Origin of the sequence: Devosia sp. MC1541 (assembly GCF_012847305.1) — a bacterium.
Taxonomy (GTDB): Bacteria; Pseudomonadota; Alphaproteobacteria; order Rhizobiales; family Devosiaceae; genus Devosia.
The window spans coordinates 1-16041 of sequence record NZ_JABBDZ010000027.1 but is presented as its reverse complement, the minus strand read 5'-3'; the positions used below and the strand labels follow the sequence as shown (position 1 = coordinate 16041).

Sequence of the window (16041 nt, the reverse complement as noted above, 5' to 3'; positions counted from 1 at the left end):
TTCCTTGCCAAACCGTGACGCAGTGTCGGCTCGACGGAAAATTCCGACGAGTAACGGGCAAATGGACATGGAAAATCGGGTCGACGGTCTGGGGGTTGAGGTAACACGCGAGGTGTCGACGGAGGTGTTGATTGTCGCTTGGAACTGACCCGGGGTTGTCATTGAGAAGTGACCCGCCTGTAGGATAGTTTCCCGCGCTGCGGGGATGGTCAAGTGGCGGGCTTTTCCTTTCGTGTTTTGGGGGCTGCAGCGCTTGCCCTGAAGCGGAAGCTGTCATTGCCGGTTTCGAGGATATGGCAGTGATGAGTGAGCCGATCGAGCAGCGCCGTGGTCATCTTGGCGTCGCCGAACACGCCGGCCCACTCGCTGAAGCTGAGGTTTGTGGTGATGATGACGCTGGTCTGCTCGTAGAGCTTGCTGAGCAGATGGAACAGCAGCGCCCCGCCTGACGGGCTGAACGGCAGATAGCCCAGCTCGTCGAGGATGATGAGGTCGAGCCGCAGCAGGCGCTCGGCAAGCTGGCCCGCCTTGTTGGCGGCCTTTTCCTGCTCGAGTGCATTGACCAGATCGACGGTGGCGAAGAAGCGGACCTTCTTGTGGTGGTGTCGAACCGCCTGGATGCCGAGGGCTGTGGCAACATGGGTCTTGCCGGTGCCAGGACCGCCGATCAGCACCACATTGTCCGCGCCTTCGATGAAGGTGCCGCGATGGAGTTGTAGGACTGAGGCCTCATTGATCTCGCTGGAGGCGAAGTCGAAGCCGGTCAGATCCTTATAAGCGGGGAAGCGAGCCCCCTTGAGGTGATAGGCGATGGACCTGACCTCCCGCTCGGCAAGTTCGGCCTTGAGCAGTTGGGACAGGATCGGCACGGCCGTATCGAAGGCCGGCGCACCCTGTTCGATCAGTTCGTCCACGGCCTGTGCCATGCCATACATCTTGAGGCTGCGGAGCATGACCACAACGGCGGCGCTGGCGGGATCATGACGCATGGCGAACATCCTTGCCACGCAGCATGTCGTAGCGCGCAACGTTGGCTTTGGGTTCCTGGCGCAGGGTCAGAGCCTGGGGCGCATCGATCAATGAGACCGCCGTCTCCTTGCCATCGACCAGACGGTGTAGGAGGTTGAGGATGTGGGTCTTGGTCGGAACGCCCGCCTCGAGCGCGACCTCGACGGCACACAGGACCGCCTGCTCGTCGTGGTGCAGGACAAGCGCCAGGATCTCCACCATCTCCCGATCGCCACCCGGGCGCTTGAGCAGGAGCCCCTGCAACCGCCGGAACGCCTCTGGCAGATCCAGGAACGGCGCCCCATTGCGCAGGGCGCCAGGCTTGCGCTGGATGACCGCCAGATAGTGCCGCCAGTCATAGACCGTGCGCCCTGGCTGGTGATGTGATCGATCGATGATGCGTGCGTGCTCGCACAGGATCTGACCCTCAGCCACGACGAGGATCCGCTCAGGATAAATCCGCAGGCTGACCAGGCGGTTCGCAAACGAGGCTGGCACGCTGTAGCGGTTGCGATCGAAGTGCACGAGGCACGTGGGGGTCACGCGCTTGGTCTGTTCGACAAAGCCGTCAAACGGTCGCCCCAGAGCCATCAAGCTCGCAACCTCGCCGGCATGCGCATCAGCCACGCTGCCCGGAACGACGCCATGAACGATCTGGCCCCATTGGGCGATGCATCGCTCTTCGAGCCAGGCGTTCAAGCCATCGAGGTTCGCGAAGTTAGGCAGTGGCTGCCACAGGCGCCGGCGGGCATCCTGCACGTTCTTCTCGATCTGCCCCTTCTCCCATCCTGATGCTGGATTGCAGAACTCGGGCTCGAACAGATAATGGCTCGCCATCGCCGCGAACCGGGCATTGACCTGCCGGGCCTTGCCAGAGCCGATCCGATCGACTGCGGTCTTCATATTGTCGAAGATGCCGCGGCGGGGAACGCCGCCCAGAACCCGGAACGCCTGGGTCATCGCATCGAACAACATCTCATGGGTCTGCAGTGGATAGGCTCGAACGATGAACGCCCGGCTGTGCGACAGCTTGGTATGGGCCACCTGCAGCTTGGTGCGCTCGCCGCCCAGGATCGCCCAGTCTTCACTCCAGTCGAACTGGAAGGCTTCGCCCGGTCCGAACACCAGTGGAACGAAGGTGCCGCGCCCGCTGGCCTGCTGCTCGCGCTGCCGATCGCCCTTCCAGGCCCGCACGAACGCCGCGACGCGCTCATACGAACCGTCATAACCCAGCACCACCAGATCGGCATGCATCTGCTTGGCCGTGCGCCGCTGCTTGCGCGATTTACCCGCTTCCACGCGCAGCCAGTCGGAGAGCTTCTGCGCAAAAGCGTCCAGCTTGCTGGGCCGCACCGGAACCCTGAACTTGGGATCCACCGTGTCGGACCGCAGGTACTTGCGGATGGTATTGCGGGACAATCCCGTGCGTCGCTCAATCTCTCGGATCGGCATCCCCTCACGGAAATGCCAGCGCCGGATTACGCTCAATAACGCCATGTCGATCACTCCAATGTCCCCCGGCCAACAGCCTGGGAACGATCAAAACATGGGTCAAATCTCAGTGAAAACTTACGCCCTCAGAGGGTCAGATCTCAGTGGCAATCAACAATCCTAGACTATCATTTTCGCGCTAGCCAACTGCATAGGCCTGGGGTCCGCGTTACTCATCCTGACGTGCCGTTCGAAGTCATTCCGCTCGATGACTTCATGAATTTGCTGATTGCCACGATCGTTCATGCGCTCGAAAGTTTGATAGACTTTCTGGCCAGCACACGTGCTGTTCCAATTGCAGGAATGCAGGTTGGCGTTGGGCCTCATCCGCAATTCGGCCAGCCGGGCGTAAGGGTGGAATTCACCTACCTGATAGCTTTCGGCGATCCTCCGGATTGGAAACCGCTGGGCTGACTAAAGAAACGTATGTGCTGTCAATTCGCCTACTGTACTGCTTCCCAACCATCTGTCCGGTAGTACCGACTGCGCGATTGCTACGTCTTGTTCATATGTCAGGCAAAGGACAGTTTGCAGGCCATTGTCATCATTCTTAGCCACAAGGGTCAACATAGCCGTCATACCATCTTTATCGAGCCGGCTTGAAAAGGAAGTATCGACGATGAGCACCCAAGGCGTGGTTCGCCGATCCATATCGCAGAGCCTCACCACTAGAGCGATGATAATCCGACACTGTTCCGAGCGGCTCAAATTTTCAGGAGGGAGATAGAATTCCATGCTAGGAATGGCGATTTCAATTTTCCGAGGTCCCATCCGGCGAAAACGGCATCGGTAGCCGCTTGAGACGAAGAAATCATCCTTCAGCGCGTCCCATACGGCATCTTCTGGCAGTCTGAATTGCCGACCAATATTCCCTAATGCCTCGACAAAAGTAGGGGTCGTTCGGCCAAATACATTGTCGTGTAGGAAGACAACGGGAAATCGCGACGTTGGCCAAGTCGGGCCAACAGCCCCGTTCACCTCAACTAGAACACGCCGGGGCGGGACGTTGATGACGGCGAGCTCCTCATCCTCATCCTCATCCTCATCCTCATCCTCATCGATAAGAGTGTCAGACTTCTCGTAGCTTGGGCCTAGCTCGGTGAGCCTCACGGTCGTGATAACGTCTGCTTCAGCAGTGGCTGCTTCCACATATGCGGTCGCATTTTCTCCAAATCGCCAGCGGTCCGCAAAATTCCCGTATAGGGGTTCGCCGGAAAAGGCAGCTAGAGCTTCGCATAGCGTTGTCTTCCCGTGCCCATTGTTGCCAAGGATTAGGGTAACTCGACCAAGCCGGAGAACTGAATCTTCCTGAAAAGGTCCTAGGCCCCGTAGCTTGATTGAGGCCAAGCCAGAGCGCAAGTGCGATGGTCCATTGGCAACACGGCGGAAAACCCAATCCTCGTGCTGGGACTTCCACCTCTTCAGGTCCGCCGAGGTGTGGATACTGGGATTGTCATCAATGAGCTTCCCGTGTGTTTGGCACATCCAGATGCCGTTTCCCACACCACTGCGCTCCTCGGGGGAGAGAGCCTTGTCGTACCTCGGTCCCCCCTCCGCCGCTGCGGTGATGTGGGCTCCAACTCCAACCATGCTCACGCCCGACTTGCGATCATCGGATGGACCAACGGTCAGCTGGCGGCATTCCGGAAAGGCGCACATGTAGCCTGATCTGCCGGAAAGTTCCCGTAGAGTTGAAGGTGAAAAATCGTCTCGCTCATTGTCAGCATTCTTTTCGGACATAAGTTTAAGATGGCGGCACGACTTCCGATTGGCAAGCCCCACGGAGCATGGTCTTATCGGAGAAAGCGGATCACGCAGCCAATTGATGTTGGTGCGTGATGACACTGCCCCCCTAACGTAATCCATTTAGAAGACGTAGACCTAGCCCAAGAACCATAGGTGAGGCTGAGTGGCTCATGCGGACATTGCAGGGGGGGGCTCCGGCGGTGTGCCCGCAACATCGGCCAGTAGGACCACTTCTGCAATTGCCGCAGTGACTGGATCTTCATCACCAATCATCATTGCGTAATGCGCCTGATGATTTGTTTCGTCGAATATCCGCTTGAAGACACGCAGGTAGCGCTCGACAGTTTCTGCGTCAGCCGAGACATAAACGTCATCGGTGAAATTATGAGAGCCGTCATTGATCCATGAGAACAGAGACGAGCACACCTGCTGGTCACGACCTTCAAAGCGGTTGATCACGTCGTCCTTGTCCATGTTGCCAAGAATGGTGAAGTAATATTCCAAGATGCGGCGCAGGACGTTTTGGATCGTCACGGTGGAGCGATTGGGGTTCCGCACCTCTGACCAAAGAAGTTCATATGACGTTCGGACAGGGTTGGTTTCGTGTTTTTCAACCGTTGAAACCCCTTCTCTCTTTCGTACGATCCAGAAGGTCTCGCTAGACAAGCGCCCGCCCTTTGGACGGCGCGAATTATAAGTCACTTCCTTATGAAAGTAGATGTTGTGAGTGAGCACAAAAGCCTGCTTGATCCGCCCGGTGCCGGTTGTGGCCTCGTCTAGAACGCGCTTCACCAACGCACTCACAATGAACAGTACATCGCTGTCCAAGCTCGACACAGGATCATCGAACACCACCACTCGGTCGGACTGCGTGCCGCTTTCGGAAATGCTGCCCTGGATCAGATGGTAGAAATACAAGAATGTGATAAAACTGCGCTCACCCTCGCTGAGGGTGTCTCTCGCGTCACTGCCATCCGCACGAACGATTTTATAGAGTTGGCCCCTGTCACCGGCGGTGTCCAATTGAAATGAGTTGAAGCCAAACGATGCCAGCGTATTATTGATCTTGGTTACTGCCGGGCGCACGCTCGTTACACCCCGCTCCAGCTCGACCAGAGCTTCTTGCGCGGTTTGAAGCTCGGTCTTTAGGGTAGCGAGCCTCGCGCTGATGCCAGTCACCGCACCGTCCAATCCGCGTTTGTCGGACAGGTAACGGTCAATCAGGTCCTTCTTCTCCTCAATCAGAAAGCGCCAAATGTCGGTCGAGAGGCTCGCTTTCTCAGTGGCAAGATTATCAACGAGCGCGTTATGACGATTGGCTTGTTCGTTGGCTGTACTAAGAAGCAAATCGATCTCTGCAATAGCCCCTTCAAGAGACTCCATTGCCAAGGGAGCACTCGGTTCCTTGCGCTTGCGTTCCACAATCGCGGCATTTAGCAAAAGTAGCGACTTCAGGCGGTCGGCAGCCACCCTGAAGATTGCGACATCGAGAAAGTTCCCCGGATTCTCCGTGATGTCGTCGAGATACTGCCTGCAACGATCAGCATAGATTGCGTGGGCATCGACAAGACGACCAACGGCGAGCATGTCGTTGCCATACGCTTCGTCGAAGAACGCTCTCAGCTTTCCCAACAGGTCGTCTTCAAGCGGCTTTTGGCAAAATGGACAGGGATCGCCTGCCTTCTCCACGTAATCTAATCCGGTCCTTACCCAGTCACTGTTGCCGAGCTTTCGAACCAAAGCGGCAATATCGATATCCTCTCTGCCGACAACCTTTTTCGCCAGAATAGGATCTGACCCAAGTTGTCTCAGTTCGCTGGTATCAAATGCAGGTAGGAGCGCAACGCGCAAAACGCCCTCTGCATAGACAGTCGCTGCCCTAGTCTGCAACTCGGCGAAGGTCGAAAGGTTGGCCGAGTTTCCGAGCTTTTCTTCGAGCACCTTATCGCAGAACTTAGCACGGGCGCCGCGAACGCGAGCGCGTTCAAACGCCTCTTTGAATGCTGCGTCATAAGTGGTCTTCAGAGTCCAGCATTCGTTCTCAAACTGCTGCCTCAGCGCGGCGAGGTCACCCTGCTTGCCAGTTCCGGCAGCGGCATCTCCAAGCGTTCCTTCCAGTTGCGCAATATGGGTCAGCGCATCTGTGACTTTGGCCCGCGCCTGTTCAATAGCCTCACTCTTTTCGCGAGCCACTTCGCCAAGCGTAAAGATGCCTCTCATCTGAGGGGTGAAGTTATGCTCTACAAAATTGCTGTTATAGACAAACGTCTCCAACGGTTGGTTGTTTTTCCATCCCATCGTGCAGTTTCCGTGGGCTGGAGCATTAGCATCAGCGATAAGGCGAGATATGGACGTCTTGCCCGAACCGTTAGTGCCAAATAGAAAATTCACGGCCCTAAGGTCGTTTAACGGAATGCCAGCCGCAGGGTACGAAGCGACTTGAGCAATTTGCAAATTTTCTAACATAGTCCCCCCATGCATCTGTAATTGTTTCCTATCTAGAGGCACGGAGTTCGATTGAGCAACGGTCTGGTTCAAAAGTTCCTCAGTAATGGCCACATACTGATCGTTAAATATACCACTCGAACTGGGCGACGGTACGCGACAACCTCGCACGCCCGCGCAGCGGCCGTGAAGATGGCACGGTCATCCGACTTCAATAATTGCAGCCAGTTCTCCACATACTGCGCATGGTCGGGAAGCACTTCCTGGGTAATGCCCAGCTCGGCACATAGGAACGCCGCACCCAGCTCGACCATCAACTCCTCGGCAGCGTAGGCCTCGGTTCCGAAGCGGTTGGCCATGTCGCGGCCCAGACCATGGACGCCTTCTGACCCTTGCGAACCTGAGCCCCGCGTTCTGCCCACTTGCGATAAGTGCCGCAGACGGGAAAGCGATAGCCCTGCACTTCTACGATGACCCACAGGTTCACGATGTTGATGCCACGGTAGGCGCTGCCAGTGAGCGCATTGACCGGCAGGTGCGGCGGCTCTCCGCCGTGTCTCCAAGGCAGGCTGGGCTTACCGGGGGGTGGGTTCAATCGCCGCGATGATCTTGCTGGTGACCTCGGCGTGAATGTTGCGTTTGGGCTGGTCTTGTTTTGGCATGGTCGCTCTGCTTGGCGAGCTGCCTTAATTAGCGGTCTCGATGCCCAGGGAGATCGACTAGGCTTCAGCGGAAGCGGAACCCGACCCAGAGAGAGGGCGGTCGGCGCAGCCGTAAACCGAGGCACACGCCTTGCAGTGCCCGCGCCTTGGCGGATCTTGGCATCAGGAGACACCGCAAGCGCGGCACGCGGAACGCACTGGCAAAGACAGGCCCGCACCATAAGCGCGGGCCAGCATGGACGATCAGGGGGGGGGTCTGGTCTCCGTTCCAGAACGGCTCGGGGAACATGTCGATGGGCGTGGCACCGCAATCCGGGCAATGCCACAGGTTCCTCGACATAGCATGGCCGTCGTGCTTCCCGTCACAGTGAAGGCAATACCACTCCGCAGAAAGCACATCGCTCAATGGATGCAGTGCTCGGCCTTCTTCGTCCGGCAGGGTCGAGGCGACTGGCCAGTCAGCCGCGACTTCTGCGTGCATGCGACGTGCGCGGATTCGGAGGAGCTTGGTCGCCCGTTCGACAAAGGCCGGATCGAGCGCATCGACGGACTTCACCCGGCCACCGAGACGCTTGAGTTGCGGTTTGGCCTTCGGCGGCTGGTCGAGCAAGATTTCCCAGCCTTGAACCCCTAGAGCGACCTCGAACTCATCGCCCGCGATGTAGAACTCAACGCCATCGAGATGCCCGAAGATCTGGTCGGCCTCCATGGGCGAAACATCTTCGGGTTCCCAGCGGGTGAAGGTTAGGCCGTCGCCCAGAGCGTCCTGCGCCAGTGCCGTGTAATCCGCCCTTGTGGCGAGGGTCTCATGGATCGTGCCCGCTTCAAGCTGGGCGACTTTAGCCGGATCCGGCGTCCAGCCGCGCTTGTGGGCTTCGGCCAGTTCGCGCCAGTGCGGCTGCCCAAGCTCGACCGCAACCTGGTCTAGGCTGTCGGTATGGGAGAGCCCCTTGGCACGCCGACGCCGGTGGGCGAGGTATTTGAGGGTGGTGATGATGTCAGATGACATGGTGCGCATTCCTTGTTGCTACGAATCCAACCGGGTGCCCACTGCCGAACGGACCCGTCCAAAGGAACGGTTTCAGTCTTTATCTAAATTAGCGCACTGCATGGGCTTCGTAGTGTGGGCACACCGGCCTGTGCGACAAGGCCACGTGCAAGATGGCGCGACTTTGGAGTCGCGTCAATATCAGCTTTGCTCGGTGATGGCTGCGATTGCCGGAGAAGGCGTCTCTAAGGGGGCGGCCGGTGCTTCGTGCCACCAGTGATGAGGTCCTTGGGCAGCTTCGGCAAGGCGCAGTAACGCTGGATTTGCGGGATCTCTCAGGAACAGGTGGTGGGCCGGAGACATCGCTGAGGGGAATTGAACCTGACCGCTGAGCGAAAATAAGATGTCGGAGCACGCCTCCAGCGTTCCGCCCACCAACCACGCCACCCACGGCACCAGCGTGACGATGCTCTCGTTGTAGTGGTGCTCCTTGGTCCACTGAAAGTCCCTGAAGTAAGGGGCTTTAGGGTCAACGCAGAATCCCCGTTCTGTTGTGAAAACTGAATCCGGCGTAGTGCCATTGTGCACGACTTGATCGCGAGCGCCCCTAACTTTCATGAAGAAGGGGGCGTGCTTTGCGTACATTTCCGCAGTGGTTGCAGGGAGGCTATAGCGACGAGCGATTTCTGCGGCTGTGCGCAGGTTATTCCCTTCTAGGATCACGGTCCTGAACGATGACTGCATGGGCCTTTCCTTGCGACCCTTTTCCGCGACCGGGTCGAGAAGCCTCACATAGTTCTTCCAGAAAAGCGCCATGGATTCCTGAAGGAGGTCAAAAAGGGACCTTGCCACGACGAGCAGATGCTCGATCTCGGAGTTCACAAAAGTGGCGATCAGGTCTTGGCCGATCGTATCGCGAGCTTGATAGTAGTGTTCGAGCTTGGCAGCGCTGGTGGCCATTTGATGAAAGTCCTGCGCGATATTGCTTGTGACCTTGGCGATTGGTCCCCAGCTCATGTGTTGCCACATGAATTCCAGCATTGGGATGTGGACGTCATCCGCTTTGACCGCTTCTTTGGCCAGATAGTGGGACCGAATGATGTCGACGATGGACACCTTCACAAGTTTGCCCTCCTCGACAGGTAGCCAGATCTCCCACGCGCTGCCGCTCCAAACCGGCACGAGATAGACCGTTCGCCCGGCCAACTGCGAGCTGTCGATGTGCGGAAGGTCCGCAAGTGTTGAGAAGGGTGCTTCCATGAACGCACCCTAGCACCTCTCCCCACTTCGCGCAGCAAACGCGATCTAAATTAGAACGGGCGGTAGCTCGACTCCCCGCAAGGGATGGCAGCTGGATGGCGGAGACGACAGGCTCCGTTCAAGGCAGACCGGCCTGCAGGGGGCGGCCAAAAATCCCCTCACCTTTGCACCCACTAAGCGAAGCAGGACAGACAAGCTACAGCCGCTCCCAAAGACTGCGCCTCCCCATCGCGGAGTTTTGCGGCGTACGCACTGCACTGTCGACCTCGTGAGGTCAGGAAACAGACATTAGCGATGCCCACTTTAGTTTTACGGTTGTTGTGTCTGCTTTTAAGAGATTGCCAGACACATTCGAACGGCCGCAATGAGGGCGCATAGCAGTCGTTGGGAGCGAGAGGCCTACTCACCCCATTACCACTGTCCCAACAACACGTGACTTGCCAGCTGCGTCGTCTACAAGGAGAGAGGGGAGGGGCGGTTGCCGCCCCCACTGCTTCGCCCCCTTGTACGGTCCCTGAAGTCCTCTAGCCTGCCCTGCCGCACTCGCTGGCTGGCCTTGCGCCCGTGCCCTTACCCGCCATCGGGCATGGCTGCGCCTCGCCTGTGCGACGCAGCTAGTCTGCGCGGGTGCGGCGAGATCCGACCACATGGGCCCGGCCACCAGCTCGAGCGGCGCCGGGGCGTATGCGACTGGCGTCGCCAGCGAGCAGGGGGCGGTATTCTGCTGTGAGCCCCCTTGTGCTACCCAAGCAGTCATCGCACCACATGGGTATCTGACGCCGTCACTGAAGTGTTTAGGATGAGGCGTCGGGTCGCTGGCCTACGTGGTATGGCGTCTAACCGCCATACCACGTGCCATCCTCGCCTTTCCAAATGATTGCAGGCATACGGTAGAAATACGCGTTGAGTTCGAGATCATCCTTGTGGGTGGCAGCTTGGGGCCAGTGCTGCCGTAGGTAGTCAAGAATCTCTTCGACAGGCGCATTCCAGTGCGTTTCAGGGTCATTGATCGTCCTGGGGGGGAGGATTTGCTGACGCGTAACGGTGTCGTACCGATGGTAAACATCCGCGTCTGGCTTCACGAATTTGGCTTTTCCATCGCGCAGCAGTCGCTCGAGTAGATAAAAAAACGCTTCCTTCTGCTCCGAAAACGTTTCTAAGCCCTCATATTCACCCCAAAGGCCAATTAACCATCGACCGAAAGCGCCTTCAATTGAGCAAATAGATTCATATTCTGAATTGACTATCGCTCTCAATTTCTCAACTTGAGATCTATTTGAATTTGAGTTCTTCAACGCCGCGCACTCCAGTACCAATTATACGTTTGGGCACATCAATCGTCCACTGCGCTCCAGTTTGGGAAGAATCGAAGTTACGCAGGTTGAAGCTCCCTGCTGGAGTGACAAGAGTGTAAATTTCGCCTCTCCCCGGGACAATGGTTGTTGGGCTTTGCGGCAGAGGCTGGCCGGTCAAGTCCTCGAAATATCGCATGATTTGCGCCTCGCTCGCTCCCTCAAACATTTTGGCGCCGCCAGAGCTACCATTGTGGCGGAAAATCTGCCCGTCGATGGTAATTACCTCCGCCGCGCCGGGCTTGAACATGCTGGCCACCTCCACCTGACGCGTCATGGCGGTCAGGTCGACGCCGCTTTTGGCCAGACCAGTGGCTTGGTCTATGGCACCGATGATCTGATCGCCCTTGCGCAATATGAGCGCGCCCGCCGCAACAGAAATGGCTGGAACAAGTGTGGTTCCCGCAAACGCATCACCCGCAGCCGCCTCGGCGACCGCGATACCCATCTGGTTAAAGCACACGGGGTAACTAAAACAACCGAGCGCTGCCGGTATTGCTTCGATGGCGATAACGTATCCGCCCGCCGCTATGGCGCCGCCAGCTGCACCAATGCCAAAAGCATTTAGTGTCGCACTTAATTCCTGGCCTTCGCGACTATAGATTTGTCGGCTAACTTCCTCCCTCAGCTGATCAATTTCCAGATACTCGCCAACCATTCCAGCAAAATTTACACCAAGCGATGCCAGATATTGCTCTTTAGTTTCATAATTGTACTGGGCAGTCTGGTAGCTGATTACAGCCCTGTTTGCCTCTCCCATCAGACGCATGCAATCGACAGAATTCCCATAGTTACAAGTCAGTACAAGCTGCGTATCACGCATTGTGTCCAAGGCATCGAGCCGGTCTATCTCGGCCTGCAATTGGTCCATTTGTGGTCCGGTACAGGTGCTGGCCTGTGCGTGACACTCACCCAAGGCATCTTCGGCCCGGAGCTTTGCTAGCATCTCATCGTGCGCGAGATAGTTATAGGTGTGAGCGGTGCTCGCGGCGTGGGCGGCAGCGCCAATGCCCGAGGCACCAGCTCCTGCCAGAGCGGCGGCGCCGCCGCTGAGCAGAGCGATCACCTGCGTCTGCGTGGCGGGATCCTCAAGGAGTTCGCTGATTGGCTTGCCCAATACTTCCTGCAAGCCACCACCTATGGCCCCAGCAAGGCAATCGTTGCTAGCGACCGCGCCAGTTGTGCAGCCTAATGCAGCATGCAGGAGGATTTTGCTGAAATCGCCCTCGTTGAGACCGTTCAGCACGCCAATATTGCCGATCTCTGTCGCCACGGCCTGGCCGAGCGTATCTGCGGCAGCCAGCCGCAAAGCAGAGATCAGCGACTGATCAAGCGGTTGGCCTTCGACGGTCGTTGATACACCGACCTTGATTGCGGCTTTGATCAAGTTCGTTTGAGCCGCGTTGACGAAATTCTGGCCGAAATTTGCGCCCGGGGTGACTGCGCCGACTTGTGCGATGTCCAGTGCGCCTTGGCTTAGTCCCGCCGTGAGGATCGAACCAACCAGCGACCGAAGGGTGGACTCCGAGCCGAGTTCGGCCAGAACTGCTGCAAGATCACCCTGATTGTTGATCATCGAAATGGTGGTCTTTTGCAGCAGTGCTGTAACGCCTGCGTCGATTGCCGCCATGGCTATGGCGTTGCCAGCCAGTCCCATGCTCCCGGCAATGGACGAGGTGAGGCTCGCGCCAAGGCCGGTGCCGCCACTAACGGCTGCTACGGCCAAGGCCACTAGGGCGGCACCGGCTTCGGTTAGCCCTTGATCATAATAGTCCCAGTTTTCCTGCGCGGCTGTGACCGCTTGCCAGTCGACGTCTGGGCGATCTCGCAGATCATCCATCCATGCGAGGCCCTCGATCTGGGACAGTTGATCGATAGAGGCAGAAAGGTCACCGGTTTCACGATACTGGATGACGATCCCTTCGCTGGTCGTGATGTCGAGCCCGCCACCAGATTGGATCATGGTGTGAACAACAGACTCGGTGCTCGAGCCTGCGTCGCTTGCCGTCCACCACAGGAGGCTTTCGGTATCCCGCGTCCGACGCTCAAAATCGGTATCAATGTTGGTCGAGAAGGTGACCGAGCCATCAAGCGCCGCGAGTTCTACTGTGCCCTCTGCTGCGATGGTTGCTGCATCAAGTCCGATGTCGCCGCCTGCGGAGGTGACGCCGATGTTGCCACCAGCGGTGATACCGCCGCCGCTTGTTGAGACTGATTGGTGCTGCTCGGTCGTCGTTTGGTCGCTGCCAAAAAGGAACCCAAGAACGCCTTCGCGCTCAAAGGTAACCGAGCGATCAATGGTGGTGATGGCTTGGACAGCGGCGACCGTGACGTCTCCATCTGCTGCCAAGTGCACATCGCCACCGGCCGCAACCTCGGCCCCGAGGAGTGTCGCGTCGCCTCCGGCGGAAAGATCGATATTCCCGCCCGCTGACAAAGTCGCGAGCTGGTTGGTGAGGCTGTAGCGGTTGTCAAAACCTTCATTGAAGGTAATTGACGATGAGGTTTCCTGCTCGAGCGCGGCGATGTTGATATCGCCACCCGCGGAGACGGCAAGATCGTCGCCGGCAGAAATGTTTCCTCCGATGGAAGAGAAATCCCCGTCGGTAGCAATGTCAAGGTTGCCTTGGGCGACAATGGACGCAGTCTGGTCGACCCGATCAGCAAAGCCAGTGGCGTTGCTATCTCGTGTGCTGGCCGTCTGGTTGACCAGATCGCCCGCCGCAATGGCGACATCGCCACCCGAGATCATCCCCGAAAGGTTCAGCAGTGACCCTTCGACATCGAGAACGACATCATCGCCGTAAATGGCCCCGCCCAAATTGAGCAGGTCGCCGGTTAGGCCAATATCGAGACCATCGTCGGCCCTGATGAGACCAGTATTGGTCATGTCGGCACTGGCAAGGATTATTCGACTGCCTAGCAGTTGCGCGCCACCAGCTTGCCCGTCTTGGGCAGTGTTGGCCAAGTAGACACGAGGCACTAGGACCTCAATACCGTCAACAGTTGTGGTTTCGTACCAGATGATGTCGGACGTGAGCGCTGCGACCTGTTCTGCAGTTAGCGCTACGCCAGGGCTCAGGTTGAGGCTGGCTTGCGCGGCCAGTGCATTGTCATAAAGCGCTTTGATTTGATCGTAATCGGTATCAAAACCGTCGAGGAAGCGGCGACCCGTGAGCGCAGCAATTTGTTCCTGAATAATCCTCGTCTCGACGTAGGCATCGCCCAGACGTTTCTGCGTCAGCTCCGGATCGAAGCCGGTCAAAGTGCTGAGGAAGCCGTCGGAGTTGTAGAATTTGCTGAGATCGACGAATTCCGATCGCGTCTCGATCAGGTAAGGGGAGGTGGGATCAGGAACGATCTGGTGCAGGCTGCCGCCAGCGAGATAGCCCGACAGATCAATGCTGGGCGCCGAGCCCGAACTGTTGCTCCAAGTCAAATTGACTGAAACGAGGCCAGGAGCTGTCGTTCCAACACCGGAAGAGAGACCAACTTGGCCGGCGCCCTGACGAATAGCGATATTGTCGATGCGGTCTGTAAAGTCGCCAGAGAGCGCGCCAGTTGCTTGGATGGTGGAGTATATCCCGCCAATCGTTGCGCTGGCCGTGCTGTAAGTCGGGGCGCTCTCGATCCATCGATATTTCCAGCCACTCCAGCAACCGCCAAAGATTTGTGCGCTGTCGCAATACGTCTCTTCCCACCAGCTTCGTGTCGTGACTTGGGTGGTTTCAATGAGATCTCTGGCAGTGTTGACGAGATTGTCTCCCGTCAAAGTCACATCTCCATTCGCCGCTATGAGGCTATAGGTGTTGGTGATCTCGGCCCCAACCAGAGTGAGATCGGAACCAGCCAGCAATCGTGCACGGTTGATGGTCCCAATCAGATACTCACGGGTAATTGTCGTCTCGACGATCTGGGGAATAGCGCCACTCGTCGTCGTGGTGCTGGTGGTGCCAACGGAGATTCCTGTCGTCGTATTTTCAATCGTGCCGGCATTGATAGACAGATGGCCAGCGTTCGCCTCGATCAGCGCGTCGGTATTGGTAACTGACGCCGCGCCAGTTTGATTAAGGCCAGCTATGCTCAAGTTTTCGGCGCTGAAGATTGTGCCGGTGTTGTACAGTGCGCCATCGAGGCGGATGTCGATGTGCCGCTTTGCGGCGATGAGATCCGAATTGACGAGCCAGCCGTCGAGCCCAATTTCGAGGTCTCTGCCTGCACCGATCGCGCCAGAGTTGTTGAGGTTTTCGGCTTGGATGGAGATGTCACTACCCGCGACAAGCTCGCCTCCACTCAGTATGCTGACGGTGTGCGCGGCGCCCACGGAAACAGCTTCAGCCGATCGTAAACTGCCCGACAGGACGATGCCACCGTCGGAAGTTACATCAATTGCGCCATTCGCCTCGAGGGCACCTGAATGGATCAATCCATCGGCGCCCGCCACGAGTCTGATTTCATCGAGCGCGCTAAGTTCGCCATTTTGGACTACGCGTGATCCTTTGACCTCCAGCGAGTGACCAGCCTCGAGCTTGGCCGTGTTAGAGGCAACACCTGCTGTGGCCAAGAGTACAAGATCGTTACCGGCGAGGAGATCCGCCGTGTTGGCGACGGAGACAGCGTTCAACGACAAGTCGCTGGCGGCTTTCATGCGCATCGCGTTCGAAAGTGCGCCGATCCCAGTGACTGTAATATTGCCGCCAGAGCGCAATTCGCCTCCGACCAAACTGAGGTCGCCTGCGGATGCGATCACTGTCTCTCTCGAGGACAATATCTGGGCGCCAGTGGCGTCGATACGTTCCGCGCTGATGTCGAGATCGGCGCTGCCCGCAAGAAGGCCCGCGCTATCCAAGCCTGCGCCGACCACTGCCCCATTGCCGAGCGTGAGGTTGGCAGTTCGAAGCGAGAGATCGCCATCCGACGCCAACTGCCCAAGCAGCGTACTGTCACCCGTTATCTCAGCAAGCTTCCTGGCTCGATGAACGCGGTCCTGGCGCCGACGGCCACGATCCACTCCCGCACCGCCTTGGCGATGAACTCCGGGCCATTGTCGGAACGAACATGGCCCGGCACACCGCGCAAGATGAACAGG

General features: G+C 57.8%; 11 protein-coding genes and 1 pseudogene. 1 reads left to right on the top strand and 11 read right to left on the bottom strand.

Translation table 11 applies throughout. The features are described 5' to 3' along the window. Positions 1–209: 209 nt before the first annotated feature. Positions 210–989, bottom strand: coding sequence for an IS21-like element helper ATPase IstB (gene istB / locus HKD40_RS17115; protein WP_169196986.1), 780 nt, complete (start codon positions 987–989; stop codon positions 210–212). After that, complete coding sequence (gene istA / locus HKD40_RS17110; protein ID WP_169196988.1) at positions 979–2505, bottom strand: IS21 family transposase; 1527 nt, start codon at positions 2503–2505, stop codon at positions 979–981. The genes istB and istA overlap by 11 nt, the downstream gene beginning before the upstream one ends. A gap of 210 nt (positions 2506–2715) precedes the next feature. Here istA and HKD40_RS17105 point away from each other — a divergent pair, with 210 nt between their 5' ends. After that, positions 2716–2913 (top strand): hypothetical protein, encoded by a 198-nt coding sequence (locus HKD40_RS17105; RefSeq protein WP_169196985.1) that lies wholly within the window; start codon positions 2716–2718, stop codon positions 2911–2913. Here HKD40_RS17105 and HKD40_RS17990 read toward each other — a convergent pair whose 3' ends face one another. From HKD40_RS17990 to HKD40_RS17060, 9 genes and pseudogenes are all read right to left on the bottom strand, one after another. Beyond that, positions 2914–3648, bottom strand: a complete 735-nt coding sequence (locus HKD40_RS17990) for a hypothetical protein (protein WP_248306125.1) — start codon at positions 3646–3648, stop codon at positions 2914–2916. A 765-nt stretch (positions 3649–4413) separates the two neighbouring features. Continuing rightward, a complete protein-coding gene (locus HKD40_RS17095) occupies positions 4414–6783 on the bottom strand; it encodes an AAA family ATPase (protein WP_248306126.1) in 2370 nt (789 codons plus the stop codon). Continuing rightward, entirely contained in the window at positions 6780–7112 is a 333-nt protein-coding gene (locus tag HKD40_RS18245) for a zincin-like metallopeptidase domain-containing protein (protein ID WP_349236821.1), read from the bottom strand. The genes HKD40_RS17095 and HKD40_RS18245 overlap by 4 nt, the downstream gene beginning before the upstream one ends. Beyond that, entirely contained in the window at positions 7004–7477 is a 474-nt protein-coding gene (locus HKD40_RS18240) for an ArdC family protein (RefSeq protein ID WP_349236820.1), read from the bottom strand. Before HKD40_RS18240 ends, HKD40_RS18245 begins: the two co-directional genes overlap by 109 nt. Further along, positions 7417–8361: a hypothetical protein gene (locus tag HKD40_RS17080; protein WP_169196981.1), complete on the bottom strand. Its 945-nt coding sequence runs from the start codon at positions 8359–8361 to the stop codon at positions 7417–7419. The genes HKD40_RS18240 and HKD40_RS17080 overlap by 61 nt, the downstream gene beginning before the upstream one ends. Before the next feature lie 180 nt (positions 8362–8541). After that, entirely contained in the window at positions 8542–9600 is a 1059-nt protein-coding gene (locus HKD40_RS17075; protein WP_169196980.1) for a hypothetical protein, read from the bottom strand. A gap of 836 nt (positions 9601–10436) precedes the next feature. After that, positions 10437–10895 (bottom strand): hypothetical protein, encoded by a 459-nt coding sequence (locus tag HKD40_RS17070; RefSeq protein ID WP_169196979.1) that lies wholly within the window; start codon positions 10893–10895, stop codon positions 10437–10439. Further along, a complete protein-coding gene (locus HKD40_RS17065) occupies positions 10873–15876 on the bottom strand; it encodes a DUF637 domain-containing protein (protein WP_169196978.1) in 5004 nt (1667 codons plus the stop codon). The genes HKD40_RS17070 and HKD40_RS17065 overlap by 23 nt, the downstream gene beginning before the upstream one ends. A gap of 38 nt (positions 15877–15914) precedes the next feature. After that, positions 15915–16041 (bottom strand): annotated as a pseudogene (locus tag HKD40_RS17060) (IS3 family transposase); the annotation flags it as partial.